Source organism: Citrobacter sp. CF971 (assembly GCF_006385635.1).
Lineage (GTDB): Bacteria > Pseudomonadota > Gammaproteobacteria > Enterobacterales > Enterobacteriaceae > Citrobacter > Citrobacter freundii.
Map to the genome: position 1 here is coordinate 454,203 of NZ_CP041051.1, position 26,084 is coordinate 480,286.

The 26,084-nt window shown below is 53.5% G+C and carries 24 protein-coding genes; 4 read left to right on the forward strand and 20 right to left on the reverse strand.

The window, feature by feature from the left end:
- The 13 genes from phnM to E6P06_RS05760 all read right to left on the reverse strand — a co-directional run bounded on the left by phnM (nucleotide 1) and on the right by E6P06_RS05760 (nucleotide 10,245).
- Nucleotides 1-1,137, reverse strand: coding sequence for an alpha-D-ribose 1-methylphosphonate 5-triphosphate diphosphatase (gene phnM, locus E6P06_RS05700; RefSeq protein ID WP_003031811.1), 1,137 nt, complete (start codon nucleotides 1,135-1,137; stop codon nucleotides 1-3).
- Nucleotides 1,134-1,814: a phosphonate C-P lyase system protein PhnL gene (gene phnL / locus E6P06_RS05705; protein WP_003841104.1), complete on the reverse strand. Its 681-nt coding sequence runs from the start codon at nucleotides 1,812-1,814 to the stop codon at nucleotides 1,134-1,136. Before phnL ends, phnM begins: the two co-directional genes overlap by 4 nt.
- 89 nt (nucleotides 1,815-1,903) lie before the next feature.
- On the reverse strand, nucleotides 1,904-2,662 hold the full coding sequence (gene phnK / locus E6P06_RS05710; protein WP_003031816.1) for a phosphonate C-P lyase system protein PhnK: 759 nt from the start codon (nucleotides 2,660-2,662) through the stop codon (nucleotides 1,904-1,906).
- Nucleotides 2,659-3,450 (reverse strand): alpha-D-ribose 1-methylphosphonate 5-phosphate C-P-lyase PhnJ, encoded by a 792-nt coding sequence (gene phnJ, locus E6P06_RS05715; RefSeq protein WP_224774781.1) that lies wholly within the window; start codon nucleotides 3,448-3,450, stop codon nucleotides 2,659-2,661. The genes phnK and phnJ overlap by 4 nt, the downstream gene beginning before the upstream one ends.
- 46 nt (nucleotides 3,451-3,496) lie before the next feature.
- Nucleotides 3,497-4,564 (reverse strand): carbon-phosphorus lyase complex subunit PhnI, encoded by a 1,068-nt coding sequence (locus tag E6P06_RS05720; RefSeq protein WP_044702163.1) that lies wholly within the window; start codon nucleotides 4,562-4,564, stop codon nucleotides 3,497-3,499.
- A complete protein-coding gene (phnH, locus tag E6P06_RS05725) occupies nucleotides 4,564-5,148 on the reverse strand; it encodes a phosphonate C-P lyase system protein PhnH (RefSeq protein ID WP_003841109.1) in 585 nt (194 codons plus the stop codon). Before phnH ends, E6P06_RS05720 begins: the two co-directional genes overlap by 1 nt.
- The gene (gene phnG, locus E6P06_RS05730) at nucleotides 5,145-5,597 is read right to left on the reverse strand and encodes a phosphonate C-P lyase system protein PhnG (protein WP_048241771.1); all 453 of its coding nucleotides are present in this window, start codon (nucleotides 5,595-5,597) and stop codon (nucleotides 5,145-5,147) included. Before phnG ends, phnH begins: the two co-directional genes overlap by 4 nt.
- Nucleotides 5,598-6,323, reverse strand: coding sequence for a phosphonate metabolism transcriptional regulator PhnF (gene phnF, locus E6P06_RS05735; protein WP_003031826.1), 726 nt, complete (start codon nucleotides 6,321-6,323; stop codon nucleotides 5,598-5,600). It lies immediately after the preceding gene.
- Nucleotides 6,324-6,343: 20 nt separating this feature from the next.
- Entirely contained in the window at nucleotides 6,344-7,123 is a 780-nt protein-coding gene (phnE, locus tag E6P06_RS05740) for a phosphonate ABC transporter, permease protein PhnE (protein WP_046671380.1), read from the reverse strand.
- 104 nt (nucleotides 7,124-7,227) lie between these two features.
- On the reverse strand, nucleotides 7,228-8,244 hold the full coding sequence (phnD, locus tag E6P06_RS05745) for a phosphonate ABC transporter substrate-binding protein (protein WP_003841122.1): 1,017 nt from the start codon (nucleotides 8,242-8,244) through the stop codon (nucleotides 7,228-7,230).
- A gap of 155 nt (nucleotides 8,245-8,399) precedes the next feature.
- Nucleotides 8,400-9,188 (reverse strand): phosphonate ABC transporter ATP-binding protein, encoded by a 789-nt coding sequence (gene phnC, locus E6P06_RS05750; protein WP_139935036.1) that lies wholly within the window; start codon nucleotides 9,186-9,188, stop codon nucleotides 8,400-8,402.
- Between the two features lie 132 nt (nucleotides 9,189-9,320).
- Nucleotides 9,321-9,770 carry a VOC family metalloprotein YjdN gene (gene yjdN, locus E6P06_RS05755; RefSeq protein WP_003031832.1) on the reverse strand — a complete coding sequence of 150 codons (450 nt, stop codon included), beginning with the start codon at nucleotides 9,768-9,770 and terminating at the stop codon, nucleotides 9,321-9,323.
- Between the two features lie 139 nt (nucleotides 9,771-9,909).
- The gene (locus E6P06_RS05760) at nucleotides 9,910-10,245 is read right to left on the reverse strand and encodes a zinc ribbon domain-containing protein YjdM (RefSeq protein ID WP_054528663.1); all 336 of its coding nucleotides are present in this window, start codon (nucleotides 10,243-10,245) and stop codon (nucleotides 9,910-9,912) included.
- Nucleotides 10,246-10,784: 539 nt separating this feature from the next.
- Between E6P06_RS05760 and crfC the strand changes: the two genes are divergently transcribed.
- Nucleotides 10,785-13,142, forward strand: a complete 2,358-nt coding sequence (gene crfC, locus E6P06_RS05765; protein WP_032938139.1) for a clamp-binding protein CrfC — start codon at nucleotides 10,785-10,787, stop codon at nucleotides 13,140-13,142.
- Nucleotides 13,139-14,032 carry a diguanylate cyclase regulator RdcB family protein gene (locus E6P06_RS05770; protein WP_048216937.1) on the forward strand — a complete coding sequence of 298 codons (894 nt, stop codon included), beginning with the start codon at nucleotides 13,139-13,141 and terminating at the stop codon, nucleotides 14,030-14,032. Before crfC ends, E6P06_RS05770 begins: the two co-directional genes overlap by 4 nt.
- A gap of 30 nt (nucleotides 14,033-14,062) precedes the next feature.
- On the opposite strand, the gene kdgT is transcribed toward E6P06_RS05770, so the two are convergent.
- Nucleotides 14,063-15,061, reverse strand: a complete 999-nt coding sequence (kdgT, locus tag E6P06_RS05775) for a 2-keto-3-deoxygluconate transporter (RefSeq protein WP_003031841.1) — start codon at nucleotides 15,059-15,061, stop codon at nucleotides 14,063-14,065.
- Nucleotides 15,062-15,760: 699 nt separating this feature from the next.
- On the opposite strand from kdgT, the gene proP reads away from it, so the two are divergent.
- Complete coding sequence (gene proP, locus E6P06_RS05780) at nucleotides 15,761-17,263, forward strand: glycine betaine/L-proline transporter ProP (RefSeq protein WP_003841133.1); 1,503 nt, start codon at nucleotides 15,761-15,763, stop codon at nucleotides 17,261-17,263.
- Between the two features lie 157 nt (nucleotides 17,264-17,420).
- The gene (gene pmrR / locus E6P06_RS05785) at nucleotides 17,421-17,510 is read left to right on the forward strand and encodes an LpxT activity modulator PmrR (RefSeq protein WP_008321468.1); all 90 of its coding nucleotides are present in this window, start codon (nucleotides 17,421-17,423) and stop codon (nucleotides 17,508-17,510) included.
- Here pmrR and pmrB read toward each other — a convergent pair.
- The 6 genes from pmrB to adiA all read right to left on the reverse strand — a co-directional run bounded on the left by pmrB (nucleotide 17,504) and on the right by adiA (nucleotide 25,849).
- Entirely contained in the window at nucleotides 17,504-18,535 is a 1,032-nt protein-coding gene (pmrB, locus tag E6P06_RS05790; protein ID WP_230328728.1) for a two-component system sensor histidine kinase PmrB, read from the reverse strand. The genes pmrR and pmrB overlap by 7 nt on opposite strands.
- Before the next feature lie 51 nt (nucleotides 18,536-18,586).
- Nucleotides 18,587-19,255, reverse strand: coding sequence for a two-component system response regulator PmrA (gene pmrA / locus E6P06_RS05795; protein WP_003031849.1), 669 nt, complete (start codon nucleotides 19,253-19,255; stop codon nucleotides 18,587-18,589).
- Nucleotides 19,256-19,259: 4 nt separating this feature from the next.
- Complete coding sequence (gene eptA, locus E6P06_RS05800; RefSeq protein ID WP_106107968.1) at nucleotides 19,260-20,897, reverse strand: phosphoethanolamine transferase EptA; 1,638 nt, start codon at nucleotides 20,895-20,897, stop codon at nucleotides 19,260-19,262.
- A gap of 146 nt (nucleotides 20,898-21,043) precedes the next feature.
- Entirely contained in the window at nucleotides 21,044-22,381 is a 1,338-nt protein-coding gene (gene adiC / locus E6P06_RS05805) for an arginine/agmatine antiporter (protein WP_003031853.1), read from the reverse strand.
- A gap of 127 nt (nucleotides 22,382-22,508) precedes the next feature.
- Nucleotides 22,509-23,270, reverse strand: coding sequence for an AraC family transcriptional regulator (locus E6P06_RS05810; RefSeq protein WP_003031855.1), 762 nt, complete (start codon nucleotides 23,268-23,270; stop codon nucleotides 22,509-22,511).
- A 311-nt stretch (nucleotides 23,271-23,581) separates the two neighbouring features.
- A complete protein-coding gene (gene adiA / locus E6P06_RS05815) occupies nucleotides 23,582-25,849 on the reverse strand; it encodes an arginine decarboxylase (RefSeq protein WP_008321469.1) in 2,268 nt (755 codons plus the stop codon).
- Nucleotides 25,850-26,084 lie beyond the last annotated feature (235 nt).

A 26,084-nucleotide genomic window follows, 5' to 3' on the forward strand; every position in this document is an offset into this window, starting at 1 on the left:
TCAGAATACCCTTTTGCCCTGACGCCAGACGTGGTCGATATGGATGTTGCCGCCTTTGCGATGCGCCAGCACCAGATCCGCGCGTTTACCTTCGGCAATAACGCCGCGATCGTCGAGATTTAAGGCCCGCGCCGGATTGCGTGTCACCAGACGAATAGCCTGCGACAGCGTAAAGCGGTTAGCGTCGTCATCCGCTACGCGAAATGCCGCATCGAGCAGGCTGGCGGGGTAGTAGTCGGAGGAGAGAATATCCAGCAGCCCCAGCTCAGCCAGCCTATGTGCCGCCACGTTGCCGGAGTGAGAACCGCCGCGCACGATGTTAGGTGCGCCCATCAGCACGTTCATGCCATGCTGGCGTGAGGCATCGGCGGCTTCGAAAGTTGTGGGAAATTCGGCGATCACGCTGCCAAGTTGATGCGATTCGAGCACATGATCGCAGGTGGCATCGTCATGGCTCGCCAGCGCAATCTGGCGCTCACGGCACATCTGGGCAATCGCCGTGCGGTTGGGCTGTGACCAACGCGCAGCCAGCGCTAACTGTTCTTCTTCATAACGGGCCATCTGCTCGTCGGTGAGCGAATACTTGCCCTGATAATACTCGCGGTACTTCTCACGATTGGCGAACTGACGCTGGCCGGGGGAATGATCCATCAGCGACACCAGCGTCACCGGCTCACGACCAACCAGTTTTTCAAACAGCGGCAGGGTAGTGTGATGCGGCAGCTCGCAGCGCAGGTGCAGGCGGTGCTCGGCGCGATTGACCCCACGCTTTTGCGTCTCTTCCACCGCGTTGATCATCTTCTCCAGATTTTCCAGACGGTCACCACCGTCGCGCACATCGCCAATCGCCACTGCGTCCAGCACGGTGGTAATGCCGCTGGCGACCATTAGCGCGTCGTGGCTGCTCATCGCCGAGTGGGCAGGCCAATCTACCTTCGGGCGCGGGGTAAAAAATTTGTCGAGATTATCGGTATGCAGCTCGATAAGCCCTGGCAGCAGCCAGCCGCCTTCGCCGTCCAGCGCCTCAGGTAGGCTGCTCGGACTTTCAGCAAAGGCGCGAATGACCCCGCCCTCGATTTCCAGCGATCCTTGCACCACGTCATCTTCCAGTACCAGCTTTACATTATTGATAATCATGCTGTTGTTCCCATCAGATGCAGACGATCCGCTACGCGGTCGCGCACGGTTTGATCGTGAAAAATACCGACAATTGCTGCGCCGCGGGCTTTTGCTTCTTCAATCAATGCGACGACGGCGGCGCTATTTTTGGCGTCCAGCGAGGCGGTGGGTTCATCGAGCAGCAGAATCGGGTAATCGACGATAAACCCGCGGGCGATGTTGACGCGCTGCTGTTCGCCGCCGGAGAAGGTCGACGGCGCCAGGTGCCACAGCCGCTCCGGCACGTTCAGGCGGGTAAGCAGGTTAGCCGCTTTGGCTGCACACTCCTCACGGGAGACCCCTAGATCCAGCAGCGGTTGCATCACCACATCCAGCGCGGAAATCCTCGGGATTACGCGCAGGAACTGGCTTACCCAGCCGATAGTTGAACGGCGAACTTCCAACACTTTGCGCGCCGGGGCCTGCACCAGATCGACCCACTCATCGCTGTGGCGAATGTGGATGTGTCCTTCATCCGGCAGATAGTTGGCATACAGCGATCGCAGCAGCGTGGACTTGCCGCTACCCGAGTGACCGTGCAGCACCACGCATTCGCCATTTTTCACTTCCAGCGTGGCGTTTTGCAGCACCGGCAGACGCACGCCGTTTTGCTGATGCAGGACAAAGGTTTTACTGACGTTTTCAACGCGAATCATTTGAGCCTCATGGTTCTTATTGCCGGATGGCGCTGCGCTTATCCGGCCTACAAACAGCGCCCCGTAAGCTGCCATCCGGCATCCGATGTTTAATTTTGCAAAACGGACGACACCAACAACTGGGTGTACGGATGGTGCGGGTCGTCGAGCACGCGGTCGGTTAACCCACTTTCCACCACCTGACCCTGCTTCATCACCAGCAAACGGTCTGCCAGCAGACGTGCCACACCCAAATCGTGGGTGACAATGACCACTGCAAGGTCCAGTTCCACCACCAGGCCGCGCAGCAGGTCCAGCAGTTTGGCCTGTACCGAAACGTCCAGCCCGCCGGTGGGTTCGTCCATAAACACCAGTTTGGGATGGGTGACGAGGTTGCGGGCGATCTGCAGGCGCTGCTGCATACCGCCGGAAAAGGTGGTTGGCAGGTCGTCGATACGCGAGGCAGGGATCTCCACCTCCTCCAGCCAGCGCTGCGCGGTGGAGCGGATGTCGCCGTAGTGACGCGCGCCAGTGGCCATCAGACGTTCGCCGATATTGCCGCCTGCGGAGACCTGACGGCGCAGGCCATCCAGCGGATGCTGATGCACCACGCCCCATTCGGTGCGCAGCAGACGGCGACGGTCGGCCTCGTTCATGCCGTACAGCGAACGGTTCTGATACAAAATCTCACCGCTCTGCGGCGTCAGCCGTGAAGAGATCGATTTCAGCAGCGTGGTTTTGCCAGAACCGGACTCGCCGACGATACCCAGCACTTCGCCTGGCCACAGGTCAAAAGAGACATCGCTGAAGCCCTTGCCCGGCGCGTAGAGATGGGTCAGGTTGTTGACTGAAAGCAGCGGTTGCGTCATTTGCTGAGGGCCTCGCTCTGTTGGCGGCAGTAATCGGTGTCGGAGCAGACAAACATGCGTTTGCCGCTGTCATCGAGCACCACTTCATCGAGATAGCTGTGGGTTGAGCCGCAGATGGCACAAGGTTCATCCCAGCTCTGCACGGTAAACGGGTGATCGTCGAAATCGAGGCTTTCCACGCGAGTGTAAGGTGGAACGGCATAGATGCGTTTTTCGCGGCCTGCGCCAAACAGTTGCAGGGCCGGCATCATGTCCATCTTCGGATTGTCGAATTTCGGGATGGGCGACGGGTCCATGACGTAGCGGTCGTTGACCTTCACCGGATAGGCGTAAGTGGTGGCGATATGACCAAAGCGGGCGATATCTTCATACAGTTTCACCTGCATGATGCCGTACTCTTCCAGCGCGTGCATGGTGCGAGTTTCCGTTTCACGCGGTTCGATAAAGCGCAGCGGCTCGGGGATCGGTACCTGGAAGATGATTATTTGATCTTCCACCAGCGGCGTCTCCGGGATGCGGTGGCGGGTCTGGATCAGCGTCGCATCTTCCGTACGCTCAGTGGTATTCACTCCGGTCACACGCTTGAAGAAATTACGAATCGATACGGCGTTAGTGGTGTCGTCCGCACCCTGGTCAATCACTTTCAGCACGTCCGGCTCGCCAATCACGCTGGCGGTAAGTTGAATGCCGCCGGTTCCCCATCCGTATGGCATCGGCATTTCACGGCCGCCAAACGGTACCTGGTAACCGGGAATCGCTACCGCTTTCAGAATTGCGCGGCGGATCATGCGTTTGGTCTGCTCATCAAGATAGGCAAAGTTGTAGCCGGAGAGGTTAGTGGTCACAGGTGGCCTCCTGTTGCAGGCGTTTGAGCAGTTCCAGTTCGGCCTGGAAATCGACGTAATGGGGAAGTTTGAGGTGCGAAACAAAACCCGCCGCCTCGACGTTATCCGCATGCGCCAGCACGAACTCTTCGTCCTGCGCCGGTCCTGTGACCGTTTCATCGTATTCGGCTGCCTGTAGGGCGCGGTCCACCAGCGCCATCGCCATTGCTTTACGTTCGCTCATACCGAACACCAGCCCGTAGCCGCGGGTAAAATGGGGGGATTCATTTTCTGGCGCGACAAAACCGTTGACCATTTCACATTCCGTCATCAGCAGTTCGCCGACGTTCACCGCAAATCCCAGCTCTTCCGGTACGGTTTCCAGTGCCACATAGCCGCTACGGATTTCGGCGGCAAACGGGTGGTTGCGCCCGTAGCCGCGCTGGGTGGAGTAGGCCAGCGCCAGCAAATATCCCTCGTCACCGCGCATCAACTGTTGCAGACGTGAAGCGCGTGAGCAGGGGTAAACCGGCGGCGTGCGGGTGATGTCGTCGGGTGTCGCGCCATCATCCTCTTCACGTTTTGCCAGGCCCTGGTTCGCCAGCAGGGAAAAGACGTGCGGGGAGGCATCCTGCGCGCCGTCTGCGCTGCGCAGAGGCGGGGTTTCGCCATTGGCCAGTAAGGTAAAATCCAGCAGGCGATGGGTATAGTCATAGGTTGGACCCAACAGCTGCCCGCCGGGAATATCCTTGTAGACCGCGGAGATTCTGCGTTCAAGACGCATTTCTGCGCTGTTAACCGGTTCGCTGACAGCAACCTTTGCCAGCGTAGTGCGGTAGGCGCGGAGCAAAAAGATGGCCTCGACGTTATCGCCGCTGGCCTGTTTGAGCGCCAGTGCAGCCAGTTCGCGGTCAGCGATGCCACCTTCGGTCATCACCCGATCAACGGCCAGGTTCATCTGCTGTTCGATTTGCGCCACGCTCAGTTCAGCAATGGTCTCATCGCCCCGGCGTCGGTTTTCCTGCAGGGCGTGGGCGTTGGCTATCGCCTTTTCGCCCCCTTTGACGGCGACGTACATCAGCACACCTCCACATGGGTGGTTCGCGGAATAGCCAGCAGGCGTTCGCCACAGGTGAGGATCAGATCGACCCCCAGTGGGAACGGGTGCGGGCGTTCGGTGAGTTCGTGAATCAGGCATTCCGGCAGCTGTGGCGCGATCATGCGCTCTTCGGCGATGCCCGCGCCGGTCAGACGCAGCATGCGTCCGCCGCTTAAGCCAGAGACCTGCACAATCAGCGTGGCGCTGGTTTCTGGTGCGACGGCTGAACCGGCGGAGAGGGCGTTAAGCTGTTCGCTGCTGATACGTTCGTCGGCGACGGCAAAGGCCGCCAACTGTGGTTGATCCACCAGCGGCGCGTTGGTGTGAAAACGCAGGTTCTGCCGGGCGATATCGTTATCCACCGACGGCGCCAGCCAGACCGGCGTGTCGCCATCGACCAGGGTCAGCAGCACGCTGGTGGTCGCCAGACCCAGCGGCTGCCAGCCGTGTTTCAGTTGATGCAGGGCGACGATTACGCCCGGTTCGCTCATGGCTTTCAGCAGGCGACGAAAGCTCTGCTGAGCATCCTGAACGGGTAAATTAAATGCGGTCTGTAAGGTCATGCGTTATCTCCGCGTACCAGCGTGAAGAAGTCGACCCGGCTGGCGTTAACTTCGGCACAGCGTGCGTTAATCAGCGCATCGCGTTCCGCTTCCAGCGGGGCAATTAAGGTTTCCATTAGGTTCTGGAAATGCGTTTGTTCCTGCAGTAGCGCGTCAATCACCGCGCACTGCTCGGCATGTTGTTTGTTGCGTCCCAGCAGGTAGCTGTAACCCAGCGTGCCGCTCTTCAGGCGTACCACTGCGCGGGTAAGCGTGGTGTCACCGGCAAAGAAGCGGTTACCGGTACCGCCCATACGGGCCTGGATCTGCATCAGTCCGCTTTCCGGTGCGCGGATAAGTTCATAGTCCGGCGTCAGTTTGAGCTCGTTGATACGGGCGTTCAGGGCATCGGCATTGCTGTAAGCCAGCGCGCGCATCCAGCGCTGGCGGGTGGCGGTATCGAAATGCATTCAGTGCTCCATAGTGAATTCGATCATGTCGGCGCGGGTCAGGCTGACGGAGTATTCCGCCGCGTGTTCTTCGCCTTCACGGTGGTTCAGGGTGCGCACGCACAGCAGCGGCGCCATATTGGGGATTTCCAGCACCTTGCTCTCTTTGGCCTGCGCGCGGCGGGCGCTGATGCGCGTTTGCGTGCGCAGCAGCGTCAGACCGGATTGTTGACGCAGATAGTCGTGCAGTGAGCCGCTGTTGAAGCCTTGCAGCAGCGGCCACAGCGTGAGGTCGGAAAAATAGTGGTCGATCTGGCACAGTGCGATCCCGTTAACCCGGCGCAGGGTGCGCAGGTGAATCACGTTATCGCCCTCGTTTATGCTGAGCGCATCGGCAATGTGGCTGGAGGCCGGACGCAGCACCGCCAGCAGTTTTTCGCTGGTGGGGTGGCTGCCCTGGTCCAGCAGGTTCTGACTAAAGCGTGCCTGGGCATTAAGCGGGTAATCGAACGGGCGCATCAGCACCAGTACGCCGACTCCCTGGCGACGCTGAACCCAACCGCGTTCAACCAACTGGTCAATGGCGCGGCGCAGGGTGTGGCGGTTTACCTCGAAGCGCGCGGCAAGCTGATGCTCGGCGGGCAGATAGTCACCGCAGCGATAATGTTGACGTAGCTCCTGCTCAAGTCTCGCGGCAATTTCCTGATAACGCGTTGGATAACTGGTCGGATGTGTAGACAAGTGCATAGCAATCAATGCCTCGCTAATCAGATAAAGTGCTTACGCAAACGCTGGGAAAGGAAATCCAACAGGCTGACGGTGACGATGATTAACACCATCAGGGCGCAGGTTTGCTGGAACTGAAAGCCGCGAATCGCTTCCCATAAGGTCACGCCAATACCACCTGCGCCCACCATGCCGACTACCGTGGCCGAGCGAACATTGGATTCAAAGCGATACAGCGAGTAGGAGATAAGCAGCGGCATGACCTGTGGCAGAACGCCGTACAGAATCTCTTCAATTTTGTTGGCTCCGGTGGCGCGAATACCTTCTACCGGACCCGGCTCAATGGCTTCTACCGCTTCGGAAAGCAGCTTGGAGAGTACCCCGGTAGTGTGAATAAACAGCGCCATCACCCCGGCGAATGGCCCTAACCCGACGGCGACCACGAACAGCATCGCGAAGACCATTTCATTGATGGCGCGGCAGGCGTCCATCAGGCGGCGCATCGGCTGGTAAATCCACCACGGCACCAGGTTATCGGCGCACATCAGGCCGAAGGGAATCGATAGCACCACGGCGAGGGCAGTCCCCCAGACGGCAATTTGCAGGGTGACGGCCATTTCACCGAGATAGTCTTGCCACTGGCTGAAGTCCGGTGGGAAGAAGTCGGCGGCGAAGGTTGCCATATTGCCGGAATCTTCGATCAGCGTGAGCGGAGCCATTTCGGCACCTTTCCACGAGACCACCAGTACGGTGAGCAGAATGGCCCAACTCAGCAGCGAGAACCAGCTACGTTTGGGCGGGGCGACGGTGATGGTTTGCATGTTTAGCTCCGTGCATAGGTTATTGCCGGATGGCGGCGCAGGCGCCTTATCCGGCCTACAAAATATCGTAGGCCCGGTAAGCGAAGCGCCACCGGGCACCAGGGTTACTGCACTGCTTTGGTGACGCTGGTCATGGCGCCCAGTGCGGCTGTCAGACGGTCAAGGTCATCTAGCTGCGCTTTCAACGCCGAGGTTTTGCTGGTTTTCTCTTCCTCGTTCAGCCCTTTGTTGTCCTTCACACCCTGCATCTCTTTAAACAGTGCCAGCTGGCGAATCGGCACCAGTTGCAGATCGCTGGAGGCGCGGAACGGTGCCCATCCAAGGCGTTCCAGTACGATTTTCTGCTCCGGCGTTTTGCCGTAATTCATAAAGAAGTCGTACACCTTGTCCTTGGTGGTTTCGGAGAGGTTTTTACGCCAGACGATCGGATCGCCCGGGATCAGCGGTGACTTCCAGATCACCTTCAGCTCTTTCAGCTTTTCCGGCGCGGAAGTTTTCAGCTTGTCGAGGTTTTCGGTGTTGTTGGTGGCGACATCAACCTGCTTGTTGGCGACTGCCAGGGCGTTGGTTTCGTGTCCGGCGTTAACGGTGCGTTTGAAATCGCTCGCGGAGATGTTGTTTTTGGCAAAGACGTAGTAGCCGGGAACAAGGAAGCCTGACGTTGAGTTGGGATCGCCGTTGCCGAAGGTCAGATCCTTACGTTTGGCGATCAGATCGTTCAGGTTATTGATCGGACTGTCTTTGTTAACGATCAACACGCTCCAGTAACCCGGGGATCCGTCGGCGGCGACGGTCTGGGCAAACACTTGCCCGTTAGCGCGATCCACCGCTTCCATTGCCGAGAGGTTGCCGTACCAGGCGATATCCACTTTGTTAAAGCGCATGCCCTGGATGATCCCGGCGTAGTCCGGGGCGAAGAAGGCGTTCACTTTCACGCCCAGTGATTTTTCCATGTCCTTCAGGAACGGTTCCCACTGTGGCTTCAGGTTTTGCTGTGACTCGGTCGAAATAATGCCAAAGTTCAGCGCTTTTTCTTGCTCTTCGGCATGCGCCGGGCTTAACAAGGTACTGACGCTAAACATGCTGGTGAAGGCCAGCGCGGCAACTGTCTTATAGCTCATGTCGTTTCCTTAATTAGTCATTGTTCCAGGCTATTTCACTTGCCAGCCTGAATCCGGGCAGTGCTCAAAATCCTCACGTACTGCGTGTACGCTCCGGTTTTTCCGCGCTGGCCGTCTCCAGCCTGGCTGCGCCAATAACGCCTGGTTTTTTAGAACTATGCAGCCTGCGCGTTCTGTTCGACGCGGTTCATGCTGCGGTAAAGATGGTCAAAACGATCGTTATCAAAATGCTGGCTGCTGCCATCAAAGAAGACGTTGCCCTGGCGCAGCGCGACGATGCGTTCGCAGTAGCGCAGGGCGTAATCCACCTGATGCAGCGTGACGACTACGGTGATGCCGTCGGTCTGGTTGATGTCGCGTAGGGTGTCCATCACGATGCGTGCGGATTCCGGGTCCAGTGAGGCAATCGGCTCATCGGCAAGGATCACTTTGGCCCGCTGCATCAGCGCGCGGGCGATTGCGACGCGCTGTTGTTGTCCGCCCGAAAGCGTGGAAACACGCTGGTATGCAAAGTGCGCCATGCCAACGCGGGTTAACGCTTGTAATGCACGCTGTTTCTGCTCAGCGGTAAACCAGCTAAAACAGGTGCGCCAGAACGGTGTGCTGCCGAGCGCGCCAATCAGGACGTTCTCCAGCACTGTCAGGCGGTTCACCAGATTGAACTGCTGGAAGATGTAGCCGGTGTGGGCGCGGCTTTTGCGGATATCGCGCGCCAGGCGGCCTTCATGTTGAACGGTGCGGCCCAGCAGCTCGACGCGGCTACCGGGTGATTTATCACCGACGATCAAGCCGCTTAAATGACGTAAAAGGGTGGATTTGCCGGAGCCGGACGGCCCAAGCAGAGCCACCATCTCACCGGAACAGATGTTCAGATCAACCGCATTGAGCGCCTGATGTTGATTGAAGGACTTGGAGAGTTTTTCGACGCGAATAATCGTTTGCATGCTGCGGCCTCCCTAAAAAAGTGGCCCCATCGTGGCGGATCAATGTGACGTTTTCGTTAAGGGATAGTTACTCGATGATGAAGAGTTGAGCGCTATTTGATGACAGTACGGGAGGGCTGGCCTCCCGTTGGATTACTCTGTAGGGGGTTGCTGTTGTTTGACGACGTTGATCATCCACGGCACGCCATACTGGTCGCTCACTTTACCGAAACCGTGGGCCCAGAAGGTTTCCTGCCAGTCCATTTCGATTTTTCCGTTTGCTGCCAGGTTATCAAACCAGCGTTTGCCTTCATCGACGTTTTGCGTGTCGAGCACTAGCGTAAAGCCAGAGTAGTGAGCATTTCCGTCCGGGGCGCTATCGCTCATCATGATGTCGCTGCCCGCAACGCGCAGGTTGGCGTGGGCAATGGCGGTATCGGGGAATTTCATGCCTGAAGGGCAACCATCTTCACTATCCTGCGCCGATTTGGGCATTTCACCGAAGTTGATTTTGTAGAGCAGTTCAGCGCCTAACGTTTTTTGATAGTAGGCGATAGCGTCAGCGCAGTTGCCTGCAAAGGAGATATAGGGACTTAACGGCATAATCTTTACCTCAGGTAAAAGAAACCAGTTAAGTGTAGTTATCGTCTGCATAAATAAACCAGGCGGGAAGTATGAGCTTCCCGCCAGGCAGATGAGCTGGTGTAGACCTGATGAGCGTAGTGCCATCAGGCAATTTGCATCAGTTCTTTTTCACAAACTCAGATTTCAGCTTCATTGGGCCAAAGCCATCGATTTTGCAATCGATGTTGTGGTCACCTTCAACCAGGCGAATGTTTTTCACTTTGGTACCGATCTTCAGCATGGAAGAGCTACCTTTTACCTTCAGGTCTTTCACGACGGTAACGCTGTCGCCGTCGGACAGCAGGTTGCCGTTAGCATCTTTAACGATCAGTTCGTCGCTGTCCTGTGCCGGTTCAGCATCGTTCCATTCGTGCGCGCATTCCGGGCAGATGAACATGCCGTTATCTTCGTAAGTGTATTCGGAGTTGCATTGTGGGCAGTGTGGTAATGACATGTGGATTTCCTCAAAAGTCAGCAGGGGCAAATGCGCCCAAAAAATGGCAGATTGCCGAAAAAGGCCGCAATTATACATAAAATCCCTGCTTTTGTCGGGACTACTGCGTGATTACGCAAATGATCTGCTGTAAAGACCCTTTGCTTTTACCTCAATGAAAGTATGGGGTAATATTTTTTAAGGGAAATTGCTACGTCAGGTTATTTAAGATAAGGTGAGGCGAAATATCTGATATTCATAGGTAACATCGCCTGCGGATGTCTAAGTCATTGTGATTGAATATCTCAATCCCCCTTAATTTTAGTAGGGGGATTAAGCTGGCATTTTTTAAAACTGAACTACGCTGTTTATCTTTCTTACTTATTACATAAGTGAGAGGTTTCAGGCCAGCGGTTGTACGCCAAACTTATTTTAATAATATCAATTGGTTGTTTTGATTTTAATTATTTCCACACGTAATTATAAAAGCCAAAAAATCTATAAATAAAACGATTGGGCTAAATAAAAGCAATGCTATTTGCGTTAAGGAAAGATTTTCCATGCACACACAGACAATATATGAATTAAGTCAGGAAGCGGAACGCTTGCTGATGCTCTCGCTTGAACATCTCAGGCAATTGCAAAAATTGCCCATGACGTCGTTGGATGATGTCGCGCTAAAACAAGGAGAGCATAGCAGTCAGGTTGTTCAGCCTCTGCACTTCAGCGCGCGTGGCATGGATGTCCAGCAAGCAACGCTCAATAATGAGTTGCGCAAGATTACGCGTCTGGAAATGGTGCTGGCGATTGTTGGCACGATGAAAGCGGGAAAATCGACGACGATTAACGCGATTGTAGGGACAGAAGTTTTACCTAATCGTAATCGCCCCATGACGGCGTTACCAACGCTAATTCGTCATACGCCGGGGCAGAAAGAGCCAGTCCTGCATTTTTCACATGTCGCGCCGATTGATGCCTTAATGAAGGTTTTACAGCAGCGTGTGCGCGAGTGCGATCGCCAGCGTCTTACGCAGACCCTGGAAATTGACAAGGATATGAATGTCCTGCTGCAGCATATTGAAACCGGCGTGGCATTTGAACGGTATTATCTTGGCGCACAGCCTATTTTCCATTGCCTTAAAAGTCTGAACGACCTGGTGCGCCTGTCAAAAGCATTGGATGTTGATTTTCCTTTTGCTGCCTATGCCGCGATTGAGCATATTCCGGTTATTGAGGTTGAGTTTGTCCATTTGGCCGGACAAGCAAGCTACCCAGGGCAATTAACGTTGCTGGATACGCCGGGGCCGAACGAGGCGGGACAACCGCACTTACAAAAAATGCTTAATGAACAGCTGGTACGGGCCTCTGCGGTGCTGGCAGTGTTGGATTACACCCAATTGAAATCTATTTCTGATGAGGAAGTGCGTCAGGCGATTATGGCGGTTGGCAAGTCAGTACCGCTGTATGCGCTGGTGAACAAGTTCGATCAGAAAGACCGCAACAGTGACGATGAAGAGCAGGTGCGGGCGTTGATTTCTGGCACGTTGATGCAAGGTGGCATTGCCCCTGAAAGAATCTATCCGGTTTCCTCAATGTGGGGCTATCTGGCAAACAGGGCGCGTCATGAGCTGACGGCCCGTGGGCGACTGCCGGATCATCAGGTGCAACGTTGGGTGCAGGATTTTGCCGAAGCGGCGCTTGGCAGACGCTGGCGCACCACCGATCTTGAAGATACGGAGCATATCCGTCATGCCGCCGACCTGTTGTGGGAAGACTCGCTGTTTGAACAGCCTATCCAGAAAGTGATTCACGCCGCTTACGCCAATGCATCGCTGTATGCGCTACGCTCAGCGTCACATAAGTTATTGAACTATGCGCAAAGCGTGCACGAATATCTGGAGTTTCGTGCTCACGGGTTAACGGTCGCCTATGACGAACTGCGGCTGAACATCACGCATATTGAAGAGGATATGCAGCAGTTAGAAGTGAGCCAGGGGCGGGTGAGCGATGAAGTCAGCCATGAAGTAGAACTGGCGCTGGAAGCTGCTGCAGCCTATCTCAGAGAGCAACAAACCGAGATTCTTTGCGGTATCAACACGTTCTTTGTCAAAGAAAACGTCCTGATGATGTCACAACATAGTCTGGGAACTGGCGTCTCCTCGGCAGAAATGGCCGGAGAAATGCTGGTGCTGCACGATGAAGGCCAGGCGAAAATTGTGTTAGATAAAATTCGCTCGTCCTGTGAGGGGGTATTGCTGGCGGCGCAGGAAAGCATCAGCCGTGACTTAGCCCTGCGTTTTGAACAGCTTGAGTCGACACTCTCCCGGGCGCTAAATGACGCGATGCGGCCAATTGAGCAAAGGGTGAAAGAGGAGCTAAACCACGCCGGTTTTCGTGCGCGGATCCGTTTTCCAGCGTTCCATACAGCGATGTTTAATTTCAATACCCGCCAATTGTTTAACGAGGCCATTGAGCAGGATATTCCGGCAGAAAATGCGCCGTCTACTGGTGGTGCGGTGCGTGACACTTTCTCTCGTTGGCTAAATCAACCCAACTGGGGATGGAATGATTACGTCGAAACAAAAACGCGTTATCTCATTGATATGGGCGCTTTGCATAAGAACCTTGTGCAGTATGTCTCCCAGTTTTGCCAACAAATTCGTAAAGCTTTAGTTGCTCAGGTCGATATTTCCGTTACGGCAGGCATGGCCACGTTTTTTGCAGATTTTTCACTGTGTCTGGCGCAATTGCAGGCGAGCCTGAGTGAGAGTCTGACGCTACGCCAACAAAATGAATCCGCGGTGAATGCAATGAATGAGCAATTGCAGCAGCGCATTACGATTGCGGCATGGCTTTATGAAGATTCCCGTTTGCTGCGTGACGATATCAATACCCTTTTTGCAACCGAGCACACATGACTAACGTTTTACTGGAAGGCCCCGGGAGGACGCTGGAGTGTGTCTACCCGAAGTTTATGGTCGATCTGGTTCAGGGAGATGAAACCAAACGTTCCGGCGGTTTTCTGCAACAGCAGCAGCGCCTGCGCGCGCGTCTGACGCAGGAGGTGTTATCCCAGACACAACTGCGGGCGTGGGTGATGGCGGGAGTGTCCAGCGAGCATCTGGTGATGCGTCTTAAGCTGGTAGAAAAGTTGGCGGGCATGATCGACCCAGGCCATCTGGCGCTGGTGCGTATTGCCGAAGGGCTGAAGTTTTTACAACAAACCGAACACCCGCGTGGGCTTTCAACCCCCGGTCTTTTACAACAAATAAATTCACTGACTGACTGGTTTACCCAACGCGCTGCGTATAAAGAGAAGGCGCTGACCCAGCGTGGCCTGACGGTTCAGGCGGGCGAACACAGCGAACAAATTTTTACCCGCTGGCGGGCTGGCGCATATGACGGTTGGTCGTTACCTGGACGCTGTTTTGTTGCGCTGGAGGAGTTGCGCTGGGGAGCCTTCGGTGACGCCTGCCGGTTAGCGAATGCCGATGTGGTGTTAATGCTAAAAGACAACCTGCGAACCATGGCCGCTCAGGCGTTGGCGGACAGCGTGAATGCGGCGCCTGCTACGCGTCATTACTATCATCATTGGCTCAGCACGCCAGTTGTCGGCGGATCGGGCGAGTATAACGATATGCTGAGCTGGTTAGGCGACTGGTGCGATGCGCAGCGTCATCCGGTGAGCTGGTCGGTGACGCAGCGTTGGCAAAATGTGGCGTTAGGAATGCCGCGATTGTGTTCGGCGAAACGACTGGCTGATGCGATGGTTGAGGAGATTTTTGTACCGTCCCCACTCATCAATTGAGCAGGGACGGTCAGTGGGGCTAAGACAGAGTTAGTGGTGCAGAGAGTCTGCCGGGGTGGACACCGTCTCGTTGGCGACCAGGTTTTTATTAAAACGTTTGGCGTACAGCGCGGTGATAATCGGCACCAGAATGGCGGTGACAATTACGCTGGCGGCAACCAGCGCCGTAGCGGATGCGGCAACCGGTTCGAACGCCGGGTTAATCTGGGCGATAATCACCGGGTTTGCCACTGCAGCGCCTGCTGCTGAAGAGGCTGCCACGCCTGCCGTACCGTTCCCGCCACCAATAACACGGTCTGCAATAATCAGCGGGATACCGGTGATGACGATAACCGCGACACCCAGCAAGATACCCAGCAGACCGGTATCAACGATTACGCTCAGGTTAATGGTGTTACCCAATGCGAAGCCGAAGAACGGGATCAGCACCGGTGTGGCTTTGCTGAAGAAAGAACGCAGGTCATGATCCAGGTTGCCTAATGTAAAGCCAATCAGGAACGGTAATACCGCGCCGATAAAATGGTGTGGCTCGAAGGAGGCCAGACCCGCGGAGCCGAGGATGACCATGGTCATCAACGGGCCGGATTCCAGAGACATCAACACAAATGCGCCGGACTCTTCTTTGGTGCCGTACTGGTTCATCAGGCTGGCGTACAAACCACCGTTGGTCATGTCCATGGCGGAGACAATTGCCAAAACTGAGAGGCCTGCAAAGAACCCGGTTTGAATACCGGTATCAGGAATAAATGAAGCCGCAATCATTGCCACTACCCACGCCACGGCTATTTTGGTTATTACCAGCGTACCGGACTTGCGTAATACCGTGCCGGTTGCCCGTAAATCAATAGATGCGCCGATACAAAAAAACCACACTGCCAGAATCGGTACCGTTCCGCTGATCATTCCTTTGGTAAACGAACCGAAATACGCACCGGTATCCGGAGCTAACGTATTTAACACTGCGCCTAATAACAGAGGAATCAACATCATTCCGCCGGGGATGCGTTCAATCGTGGCTTTAATTTTCATAAACGTCCTCATGTCTTGTCGCCGCTAACACTAGCGCAAGAGGGTAAAAATTAATAAATTCAAATGGTTACTGGTTTCTCTTAACAAAGAAAATCGCTATCTCTTTGTTTTATAAAATCTAACGCGGCATACGTTGAGCGTGTTGCTGCTCCCAGGGATATTGCGTCTGGAATTAGTTTGCATTCATGGGAACGTTGATTCAATCAAAATAAAACGATGTTTTAGTTATCTTCATCACATATTCCGAGCAAAAGTTCCCGGTCGCTCTGATTATTAAAAAAGCTGTGATCTTTTTGTGAAGGGATTAGGTGTTTTTTTTGCTAGCAGAATAATAATGACCGCTGTGATTGTTGGTGCAATAAAGCGATTTATTCTTGTATTTAATTGTCAGTAAATCACAAGCGTTACATGTAAAAAAGATGACTAAGAATGACCTAATTTACGCATGTTGACGAAATGAAAAACTATATGTGAAGTTGATCACAAATTTAAACGCTGTTAGGGTAAAGAGGTCATTAACCGCCCAATCAGGCGTCAACAGGTTCGGTTGTACTGTGCGTTTCTCGTCAGTGTAAGTAAACCTGCTACGCTTGTTACAGGGAATGCGCCTGTGCGTTCCCCGCTCGGTGATGACCTTGACGCATGGGCGTTGGGGGATTCGAACTGGAGCGTGACAGGGCTAAGTCTATGAGGACGAGTATGCTAAAAAGGAAAAAAATAAAACCGATAACGCTGCGCGACGTTACCATCATTGATGACGGTAAATTGCGAAAAGCCATTACCGCAGCGTCGTTAGGTAATGCGATGGAATGGTTCGATTTTGGTGTTTATGGATTTGTTGCTTACGCATTAGGTAAAGTGTTCTTCCCGGGGGCTGACCCCAGCGTGCAGATGGTTGCTGCACTCGCCACCTTCTCTGTTCCCTTTCTGATTCGACCGCTTGGCGGATTGTTCTTCGGTATGCTCGGCGATAAATACGGTCGTCAGAAGATACTGGCTATCACCATTGTGATTATGTCGATAAGTACCTTCTGTATCGGTCTTATTCCCTCGTATGCCTCAATTGGTATCTGGGCGCCGATTCTGCTGCTGCTGTGTAAGATGGCACAGGGATTCTCGGTCGGCGGAGAGTACACCGGGGCGTCGATTTTTGTCGCGGAATATTCGCCGGACCGTAAGCGTGGATTTATGGGCAGTTGGCTGGACTTCGGCTCGATTGCCGGGTTTGTGCTGGGTGCGGGCGTGGTGGTTCTGATTTCAACCGTCGTCGGCGAGGAAAATTTCCTTGAGTGGGGCTGGCGTATTCCGTTCTTCCTGGCGCTACCATTAGGGCTGATTGGTCTGTACCTGCGTCATGCGCTGGAAGAGACGCCGGCGTTCCAGCAGCACGTGGATAAACTGGAGCAGGGCGATCGTCAGGGTCTACAGGAAGGTCCGAAGGTTTCGTTTAAAGAGATTGCGACTAAGCACTGGCGCAGCTTGTTGGCATGTGTTGGTCTGGTGATTGCTACCAACGTCACCTACTACATGCTGCTCACCTATATGCCGAGCTACCTGTCGCATAACCTGCATTACTCCGAAGACCACGGTGTGTTGATTATTATCGCCATCATGATTGGTATGCTGTTTGTGCAGCCGATTATGGGGTTGCTCAGCGACCGCTTCGGGCGCCGTCCGTTTGTGATCATGGGCAGTATTGCGCTGTTTGTGCTGGCGATTCCGGCATTTATCCTGATTAACAGTAATGTTATCGGTCTGATTTTCGCCGGGTTGCTGATGTTGGCGGTGATCCTCAACTGCTTTACCGGGGTGATGGCGTCAACGTTACCGGCGATGTTCCCGACGCATATTCGCTACAGTGCACTGGCCGCCGCGTTTAATATCTCGGTATTGATTGCTGGTTTGACTCCGACATTGGCCGCATGGCTGGTGGAAAGCTCGCAGAATCTGATGATGCCTGCTTATTATCTGATGGTGATTGCGGTGGTTGGTTTAATTACCGGCGTGACCATGAAAGAGACCGCCAATCAGCCGCTGAAAGGGGCCACGCCTGCCGCTTCAGATATTCAGGAAGCGAAAGAGATCCTCGGCGAACACTACGATAACATTGAACAGAAAATCGAAGATATCGATCAGGAAATTGCTGAGCTACAGGTTAAGCGCACGCGTCTGGTGCAGCAGCATCCGCGTATTGATGAGTAATCGTGTCATTGCCTGATGGCACGCAGCTTTTAGGCCTACGGGTAGCATTGTACTTTGTAGGCCGGATAAGGCGTCAGCCGCCATCCGGCGCGTGGCCTTAAGGTTGGCTTAATATCCTTCAGGCAAACTCTCCTCCATAGTTTCGGAGGAGAGTGTCATGAAAACCCGTATTTATGAAAGTTTGACCACCGTGTGCAGTTTGCTGATCGTCAGCAGCTTTTTGTATGTATGGGTGAGCTCTTACTGAATTTTCGCCAATTCCACCCATGCGCGAGTGCCGTTGGCTCCCTGGCGATTTTGCAAATAGAAATGCCCTTGATGTAACTGGGTGATGCGACTGACAATGCTCAGCCCCAGTCCAATTCCGCCAAAGCGGCTGTCCATACGCACAAACGCTTTACTCAACTCCCCGCATTTACTTTCATCAATGCCCGGCCCTTCATCTTCAACGGCAAGGACGGCATCCTGCTCTGTGTTCAGGCTAATCGTAATATGGGTGCCTTCCGGGCTGTAACGATGCGCGTTTTCCACCAGATTTCGTAGTAGCATCCGCAACAGCGTAACATCACCAGGCACGACAACGTCCGCCGCGCTTTGTGGCAGGAGCAGCGTCTGTTTACGTTGGTCCAGCATGGTGCTGAGTTCATCGTAGGAGGGCAGAATAACATCCTCCAGCAGCTTGACATGCTGGTAGCTCCCGGCCGAAAACGACTGTCCGACGCGGGCGAGTTGCAGCAGTTGCGATACGCTGTCCATCATTTGATCTAGCCGGGCAATTAGCGGCGAAACGTCGACCTTATGGGTTTTGGATAATAATTCCAGATGCAGGCGCACGCCTGACAGCGGTGTGCGCAGTTCGTGAGCGACATCGGCGGTAAATAAGCGTTCGTTTTCAATCGTGCTGGTTAGCCGCGTTACCAGGTCGTTGAGCGCGGAGACAACCGCCTGGATCTCAATGGTTGAGCTGTGAATTTCAATCGGGGTCAGGTTATCGGCTGCCCGCGCCTCCAGCTCTTTTTGCAGATCTGCCAGCGGACGAGTAATACGTCGCACTGCCTGGTAGCAAATCAGCAGCGCCAGGCTGACCATAAAGATGCCGGGGACGATCAGACTGGCGATGGCCTCGCGGATCTCATGCATGATGTGGCGATCGTTGTTGCGATTTTCGCGCAATGCCTGTTCGAATAACTGTATTTGCTCGGTACTTTCATGCCACAACCAGAAAGTGCTAATCAGCTGAAAGACCAGCAGAATAAGACCAATCGTCAGCATCAGGCGATGACGAAGCGGGAGCGGTTGTTTTAGATATTGCAGCAGCTTCACTTAGCTTTCCTCAGTGGCAACCAGCATATAGCCAAATCCCCTGACCGTGCGGATGCGAGATTTTCCGACTTTGTCGCGCAGATTGTGAATGTGCACTTCCAGCGTATTGGTCGACGGTTCGTTATCCCAGCTGTAGATGTCGTTATACAAAATTTCCCGGTGTACTGGGCTGCCCGCTTTGAGCATAAGGCGTGACAGGAGTGCGTATTCTTTCGGCGTTAAGATAACCTCTTGCCCGTCCATCCACACCTGGCGCCGACCGATATTCAGCGTCAGGTTGCTGACAATGAGTTCACTTTCACCCTGATTGTTATGCCGACGCAGCAGCGCCCGGATGCGGGCGTGCAGTTCTTCGAGTGCGAACGGTTTGACCAGATAGTCATCAGCACCCACGTCCAGTCCGCTGACCCGGTCTTTCACCGTGTCGCGGGCGGTGAGGATAAGTACCGGCACGGTGTATTTTTTCTGTCTGATTCTGTTCAGAAAGTGCAGGCCGTCTTCATCCGGTAAGCCCAGGTCGAGGACCACCAGACTGTAATGTCCGCTCTCCAGGCACTGCTCCGCTGCGCGGGCCGTGGATACGCCGTCGCAGGCGTAGCCTTCTGTTTGCGCGGCGAGTATCAGTCCCTGTAATAACAACGTATCATCTTCAACAATCAGGATTTTCATTCGTTTAGCCTCCCCGGCAGGGCTGCAGAATATCATCCGCCGCCTGATATTTCTGTGTTTGTACGCTCGTTAATCCCAGCAGGGTTGAGAAGAGATTATCCTGTGAGAAATCTTCTGAGCTTGCCCGTTTTTGCAAACATGTCTGAGAGACCTGATAGCGTTGCTGATAATCCTCGGAGAGCCACAGCAGCATCGGCACATGTTTTTGCGTATCAGGTGCAATCGAATACGGCAGGCCGTGCAAATAGACGCCATTTTCTCCTAAGGATTCGCCGTGATCGGAAAGATAGACCAGGCTGGTGGTAAAATTATCCTGGTGCTCTTTCAGTATATTGATTGCTTTATCAACAATATAGTCAACGTAAAGAATAGTGTTGTCGTAAGTATTGACCAACTGTTGCTGTGAACAGGTCTGGATTTCGTTGGTATCGCAGGTTGGCGTAAATTTCTTAAACTGCGCAGGATAGCGGTTGTAATAGGTCGGACCGTGGCTGCCGATGGTATGCAACACAATCACGCCGTCGCCTTTCAGGTTATTAATGTACTCTTCCAGCCCGTGGAACAGGACTTCATCGTAGCATTCACCGTCAATACACTGCCCCGGCAGGTTCAGCTTAGTCATATTCTGGTGTGGAACCCGGTCACAAGCCCCTTTGCAGCCGCCGTCGTTATCGTTCCACAGAACGTTAATTCCCGCCCGTTGAATAATGTCGAGCACGCCTTCCTGATGCTGCGCCAGTTCTTCGTCGTAGTGCGCGCGTGGCATATCCGAGAACATGCAGGGTACTGATACTGCCGTTGCCGTTCCGCAGGACGTTGTGCGGGGGAAATAGACCACATTATCTTTTTCCAGCAGTGGGTTGGTCTGGCGCGAATAGCCTGACAGCGAGAAGTTATCGCCACGTGAAGTCTCGCCGAGAACCACAATCGTCAGGTTCTTACGCTTTTCTTTCACCATCAACGGATTGCGGTGTGCATCTTCGCCAATGCGTACCAGCGGCAGGTGGGCCAGCCTCTGGTGTGAATACCAGGATGACGTCGCCACAATGCTGTTGGATGGACTGAGGGATTTCACCAGTTCTTTGTTGTTGCGAAACAGTGAAGCGTAATCTTTATAGAAGAACGCAGCGACCAGCACGATCAGCAGTGCGGAAATCAGAATGTTCGCGCCACGAAACAGTATGCTGCGCATGACAGACGTGATCGGTTTGATTTTTACCCAGCAGGCAATAAGTGCGGCCAGAATGCCGCTCACCCCGAGCGTGATGAGCAGTTGTGGCGTCAGCAAAGCAAAGGTTTCGGCGGGGGTGGTGTCCATCATATTGGCGATCATTGAGCGGTCGATGATGATGCCGTAGGTCATGATGAAATATTGGGCCGATGCGCCAACCAAAATGAAAATGCACGCCACCAGGCGATTAAGCCACAGGAATGAGGCCAGTGTCAGCACAATGTTCATGACGCTGAACGCGACCACCGGCATTGATAAAAACACCAGCACGTTACGCACAGAGTCCAGAGGCAGGTCTTGCAGCACTTGTTTATAGAACGCAATGTTCAGGAAGGTCGCAAGATAAAATGAAATCAGCAGAAGCCAGCTGATTAGCCCGAGAGTGGGCCTTTTAAACAAGAGCTTTAACATTAAGGAGGTTCCATCGACTATGTGGCGCAAATCCTCTCAAAGTAAAATTAAGCCAACCTTAAGTTCTTAATGTTGATTTTTCGAAGAGCGGTGGGAGAACGTTGGCCCGATGAACTTACGCCATCGGGCCACGACGATTGTTGGTGTTAGTTATTGTTTACCGGGGCATCCAGTGGATACGGGTTTTTATGGATCCGGTTGTAGTTCAGTGCGTACAGCGCGGTGATGATCATCAACGTGACGAACGACCACATCACTTCTTTGGCTCCGGAACCGACAACCGCCCAGATGCAGTAGACAAAGGCGATAAAGGTCACCAGTAAGTACATCGGGCGTGCTTTACCAAAGTGACCATGGCCGAGCAGCAGCAGCGCGGCGCAGGTGTACAGATACGGCACCAGGGTGAAGATAACGGAGACCGAAGAGACCAGACCAAACTCTTTCGCTGCGTTCGGCGACATGCTGCTGAACTGGAAGATGGTCATCAGAATGCCGACGATAATTAACCCGGCCACTGGCGTACCGGCTTTGTTCACGCGGGCAAAAATCGGTGGGAACAGGCCGTCATCGGCTGCGGCTTTGGCGGTTTGCCCGGCAAGCAGCGTCCAGCCGCCCAGAGAACCAAGACACCCGGCCGCAGCACAGAAGGAGACAATTGCCCCTGCGGTGTCACCCAGCGCCATGCGTGCGGCATCACCGAACGGAGAGGCTGAAACACGTAGCGCCGCGTTAGGGATCATACCCATGATCGCGGTGGTGGAGAGCACGTAGCAAACAGCGGCAATCAGCACGCCGCCCATGGTGGCGATAGGTACGTTACGTTTGGGGTTTTTAACCACGCCAGCCGCGACGGAGGCGCTTTCTACCCCGATAAATGACCACAAGGTAACATTCAGAGTGCTTTGAATCGCGCCGAAGGTGTTCATGCCGCTGACGTTCCAGGCCGCCATATAGGTTTCACCGCGGAACCAGAACCAGCCGAAGACGGCAATCCCGACAATTGGTACCAGTGCCAGTACCGTTGCGACGGCCTGCACGCGGGTGATCATTTTCGGTCCGACAATGTTCAGTAATACGAAGATCCACAGCACGACGACACAGGTCAGCGTCAGGACCAGAGGATCTTTTAAGATGGGGAAGAAGTAGCTTAGGTAACCGACGCCAATGACCACCATGGCGATGTTACCAATCCAGCAGGCCAGCCAGTACAGCACGTTGGTCTGGTAGCCCAAAAAAGGACCGAAGCAGCGGCGGGCGTAAGCATAAGAACCACCGGGACTGGAGTCTAAGGACGACATTTTGGCGTACACCATCGACAGTGCCAGAGCACCGATAATCGTGACCAACCATCCGTAGATTGCAATCCCGCCAGTTGACGCAAGGTTTGCGGGTAGCAGGAATACACCGGAACCCATAATATTCCCCGACACCATAAGGGTGACGGGGATTAAGCCCACTTTGTGAGCATCAGCATCCGTCGACATATTTTCTAACTCCTGATAAGGATAAATGACGCCTTATCATACCTCGTCAAAAGTCTGTTTAATGATGACGGAGCTGGGGTATCGCTAATGCTGATATTATTATGGCTTATCGCTAACTGATTAAAAATCAGGCGGCGGATGGCTCCCTATGTTGACTAACATAATGCAGAGGCGTCATCCCATAGAACTCTTTGAATACGGAGATAAAGTATGAGGTACTGTTATATCCACATAGTTGAGAGACCTGGGAAATGTTTTTGCCGTCCATCAGTAATTGATTGACGGCATATCGCATGCGACAGGTGGTAATTATTTGGCTGTAACTTGTATTTTCACTTTTGAGCTTTTTCTTTAACAAACTAGGACTCAGGCATAAGCAACTGGCAACCATGCTTAAATTCCAGTCTTTATGTATATCGCTCTCAATTATGTGATAAACGCTGTCGCTGATACAGTTGCGCAGCATATACATGAGCAAAGAGATAAACTTTTTGCTGTCGAGAAAGCGTGATAACACCGTGAACAGTAGCGAGCGCGTACGCTCTCTTTCAGCTTCGTTCACTGTGTCCATTACGCTATGTTGGGCAGCCACCCTGAAGACATCCGGCGTCAGACACGCTGAGGTCATCACTGGGCTGGCACTGCGTTGCCAGAGTGGGATCTGTGAAAGGTCTTTATTTAAAAAGCGCAGATAGTCTTTAATGATATCGCGGCTAATATGTACAACCAATGCGTTATTAAGTGATGAAAAATCGATAATATTATTATCGCATGCCACCAGTGCCATATGATTAGCTTTTAAACTGATGGCTTCTTTACCGTTAATCCTTAACCAAACATCCTTCTCCGTTAATACAACAACACAAGCTTCTTTGCTGCAAAGCTTCATACCCAACTCCAGGAATATGAAAAAACACCGTAGCTCAACATCAGATGAGCCAAATCGGCTAAATTGAAATTGTATGATGAAACCAGGACCGCAATAAAATAACGTGTCTGAAATTAATTACAATGTTTGGTGGGATTTTTCTTATGTACACATTTTTTTACGCAAGTGGAAAGATGCTATTTGCGTATAAAAAAAGCGCGGGGTGGTCCCGCGCAAAAAGGTATGACAGTGTTATTGTTTTGCAGCAATACTCAGGAATTACTCAAGAATGACATGTCTACCTTAAACATCGGACTATCTAAAAAGAGACCTTATGCTTTCACGCACATAACGTGATAAACACCGTCAATAATTTCCGTTCCTTCGGTTTCATGTTCAAATCCAGGGAAGTGGTGGTCCCAGGACTGCAACGAACGCAGGTACCCAATTTGCGGGCTGTTGGCATCGCCAAAGTTTTCACCGGACAGCAGCATCGGAATTCCCGGTGGGTAAGGGATCACGGAGTTTGCCGCAATACGTCCCGCCAGATTTTCAATCGCCACCATCTCAACGTTGTCACTGACTATCGCGTTGTAAGCGTCACGCGGAGTAATATCCGCATCCGGCAGACCGGAGTAGGCTGCATTGAGACGGCTGCCTGGGTTGTTCTCTTTCAGCCAGGCGAACATGGTGTCGCCCAGATCGTGAATACCCATGTTGGCATAAGTGTCAGGATGTTCCTCAACCAGTTCTGGCATCACCTGTGCCAGCGGGGTATTGGCATCGTAGTGGTGTTTGAAAGAGCACAGCGTGTTGATCAGTGTGCCCCATTTCCCGCGGGTAATCCCCATGGAGAACAGGAACATAATCTGGAAATCGGTGGTTCGGGTCGGCACGATGCCGTGGCGGCCAAGCCAGGCGGTAACCAGTGCGGCCGGTACGCCGTTCTCTTCCAGTTCGCCATCGTCGCCCATCCCCGGTGCCAGAATGCTGACTTTGATCGGGTCCAGCATGCTCCAGTTATCCGGCAGGTCTTTAAAGCCGTGCCAGGATTCACCCGGACGCATCACCCAGCAGTTCTGATCGGTAGCCAGCAATGTGGCTGGCGCGTCGGCAAAGTCATAGGTTTTACCGGTCTGCGGATCGGTTACCACTTCTTTGTTCCACGGTTTGAAGAACCAGTCGCCTTCGGCGGTGAACTCTTTGTACAACCGTGCCATGGCCTGACGGAAATCGACTGCTTCGTCGATCACTTCCTGAGTGAGCGACAGGCCGCTGTTACCGTCCATCATGGAGACCGCCACGTCGTTTGAGGCGCAGATAGCATACAGCGGAGAGGTGGTGGCGTGCATCATGTACGCCTGGTTAAAGCGGGAGAAGTTCACGGCCCCACGCCCTTCACGAACGTGAATGTAAGATGCCTGAGAGAGCGCATTCAGCAGTTTGTGGGTCGAGTGGGTGGCAAAAACGGTAGGACCGTTATGATCGCCCGGCGCGCCACGCATGGCGTAGTGATCGGCATAAATTGGGTTGAAGCGAGCATAGCCGTACCAGGCTTCATCGAAGTGGATGCGATCGCTGGTTTGTGCGAGCAGATCCTGCGCCTCTTTGGCGTTGTAGCAAACACCGTCGTAGGTACAGTTGGTCACAACGCTGTAAGACGGTTTTTGCCCAGCTTTGCCTTTGGTCAGCGGGCTTTCGCTGATTTTTTTCTGTAAAGTTTCAGGCTGCATTTCTTGCGGGTAGATAGGCCCGATAATGCCGTACCGGTTGCGGCTTGGCACCATGTACACCGGTTTTGCCCCGGTGAGGATCAGCCCCTGTTCGATGGATTTATGGCAGTTACGATCCAGCACCACGACGTCGTTGTCGGTCATACAGGCCTGCATGATGGTGCGGTTAGAGCCGGAAGTCCCGACCACTACGGACCAGGAACGGTCGGCACCGAACACGCGGGCAGCATTTTTTTCACTTTCCCCAAATGCGCCTGTATGGTCGAGTAAAGAACCGAGATTGGTACGTTCAATCCCCATGTCGGTACGGAAGAGATTCTCACCGTAGTAGTCATGGTACAGTCGACCGGCAGGTGTTTTGGTGAAACCGACACCGCCCTGGTGACCCGGTGCAGCCCAGGAATACTCATGGACATTGCTGTATTTCATCAGGGCGTTGAACAGCGGTGGTAACAACTGCTGACGATAGCGAGTCATCGCTGCGATGGCACGGCCAGCGATAAAGTCAGCGCTGTCCTCCAGAATCCAGGCGAATTCATCGACAAGCTCCAGCAGGTCGCGATCCAGCGATGCGGTGGCTTTTTCGCGATCGCCCAGCAGGAATACGGGAACGTTTTGCTGGCGCTCGTGGAGCTTGCCGATCAATTGCCTGACGTTCAGGTGTTCGTCTTGTTGTTCCATTTGATAGCTGAACATCAGGCAATCAATGGCTTCATTGGCGGCGAGGATTGCGTAGCCATCGTCGAATGAGGTGGACTTAATGACGGTAACATTTTGGCGGCTTAATGCGTCAGCCAGACGTTCGACAGCGCTACCGACCCAGGTGTCCTGATGCAGAAACTCACTTTCAACAATTAATACTTTCATCATCTTTTACCCGGTTGTGGAAAGGTTGCAATCTATGAATTGCAGACACACCGTATGAATGTGACGCAGGCAAGTATTATCCTGTCAAAACGGGCTGTAAAGCGGGTGAAAAATAGTCTGATTTATGTTTAATTTGTTTTTAAACATAGGGTTACGTTTGCTTATTGGCGGTTTTTCACCACCGTTTATCGACAGGGGGAATATTTTTTTGGCTGATACTGATATGGCCGAATGA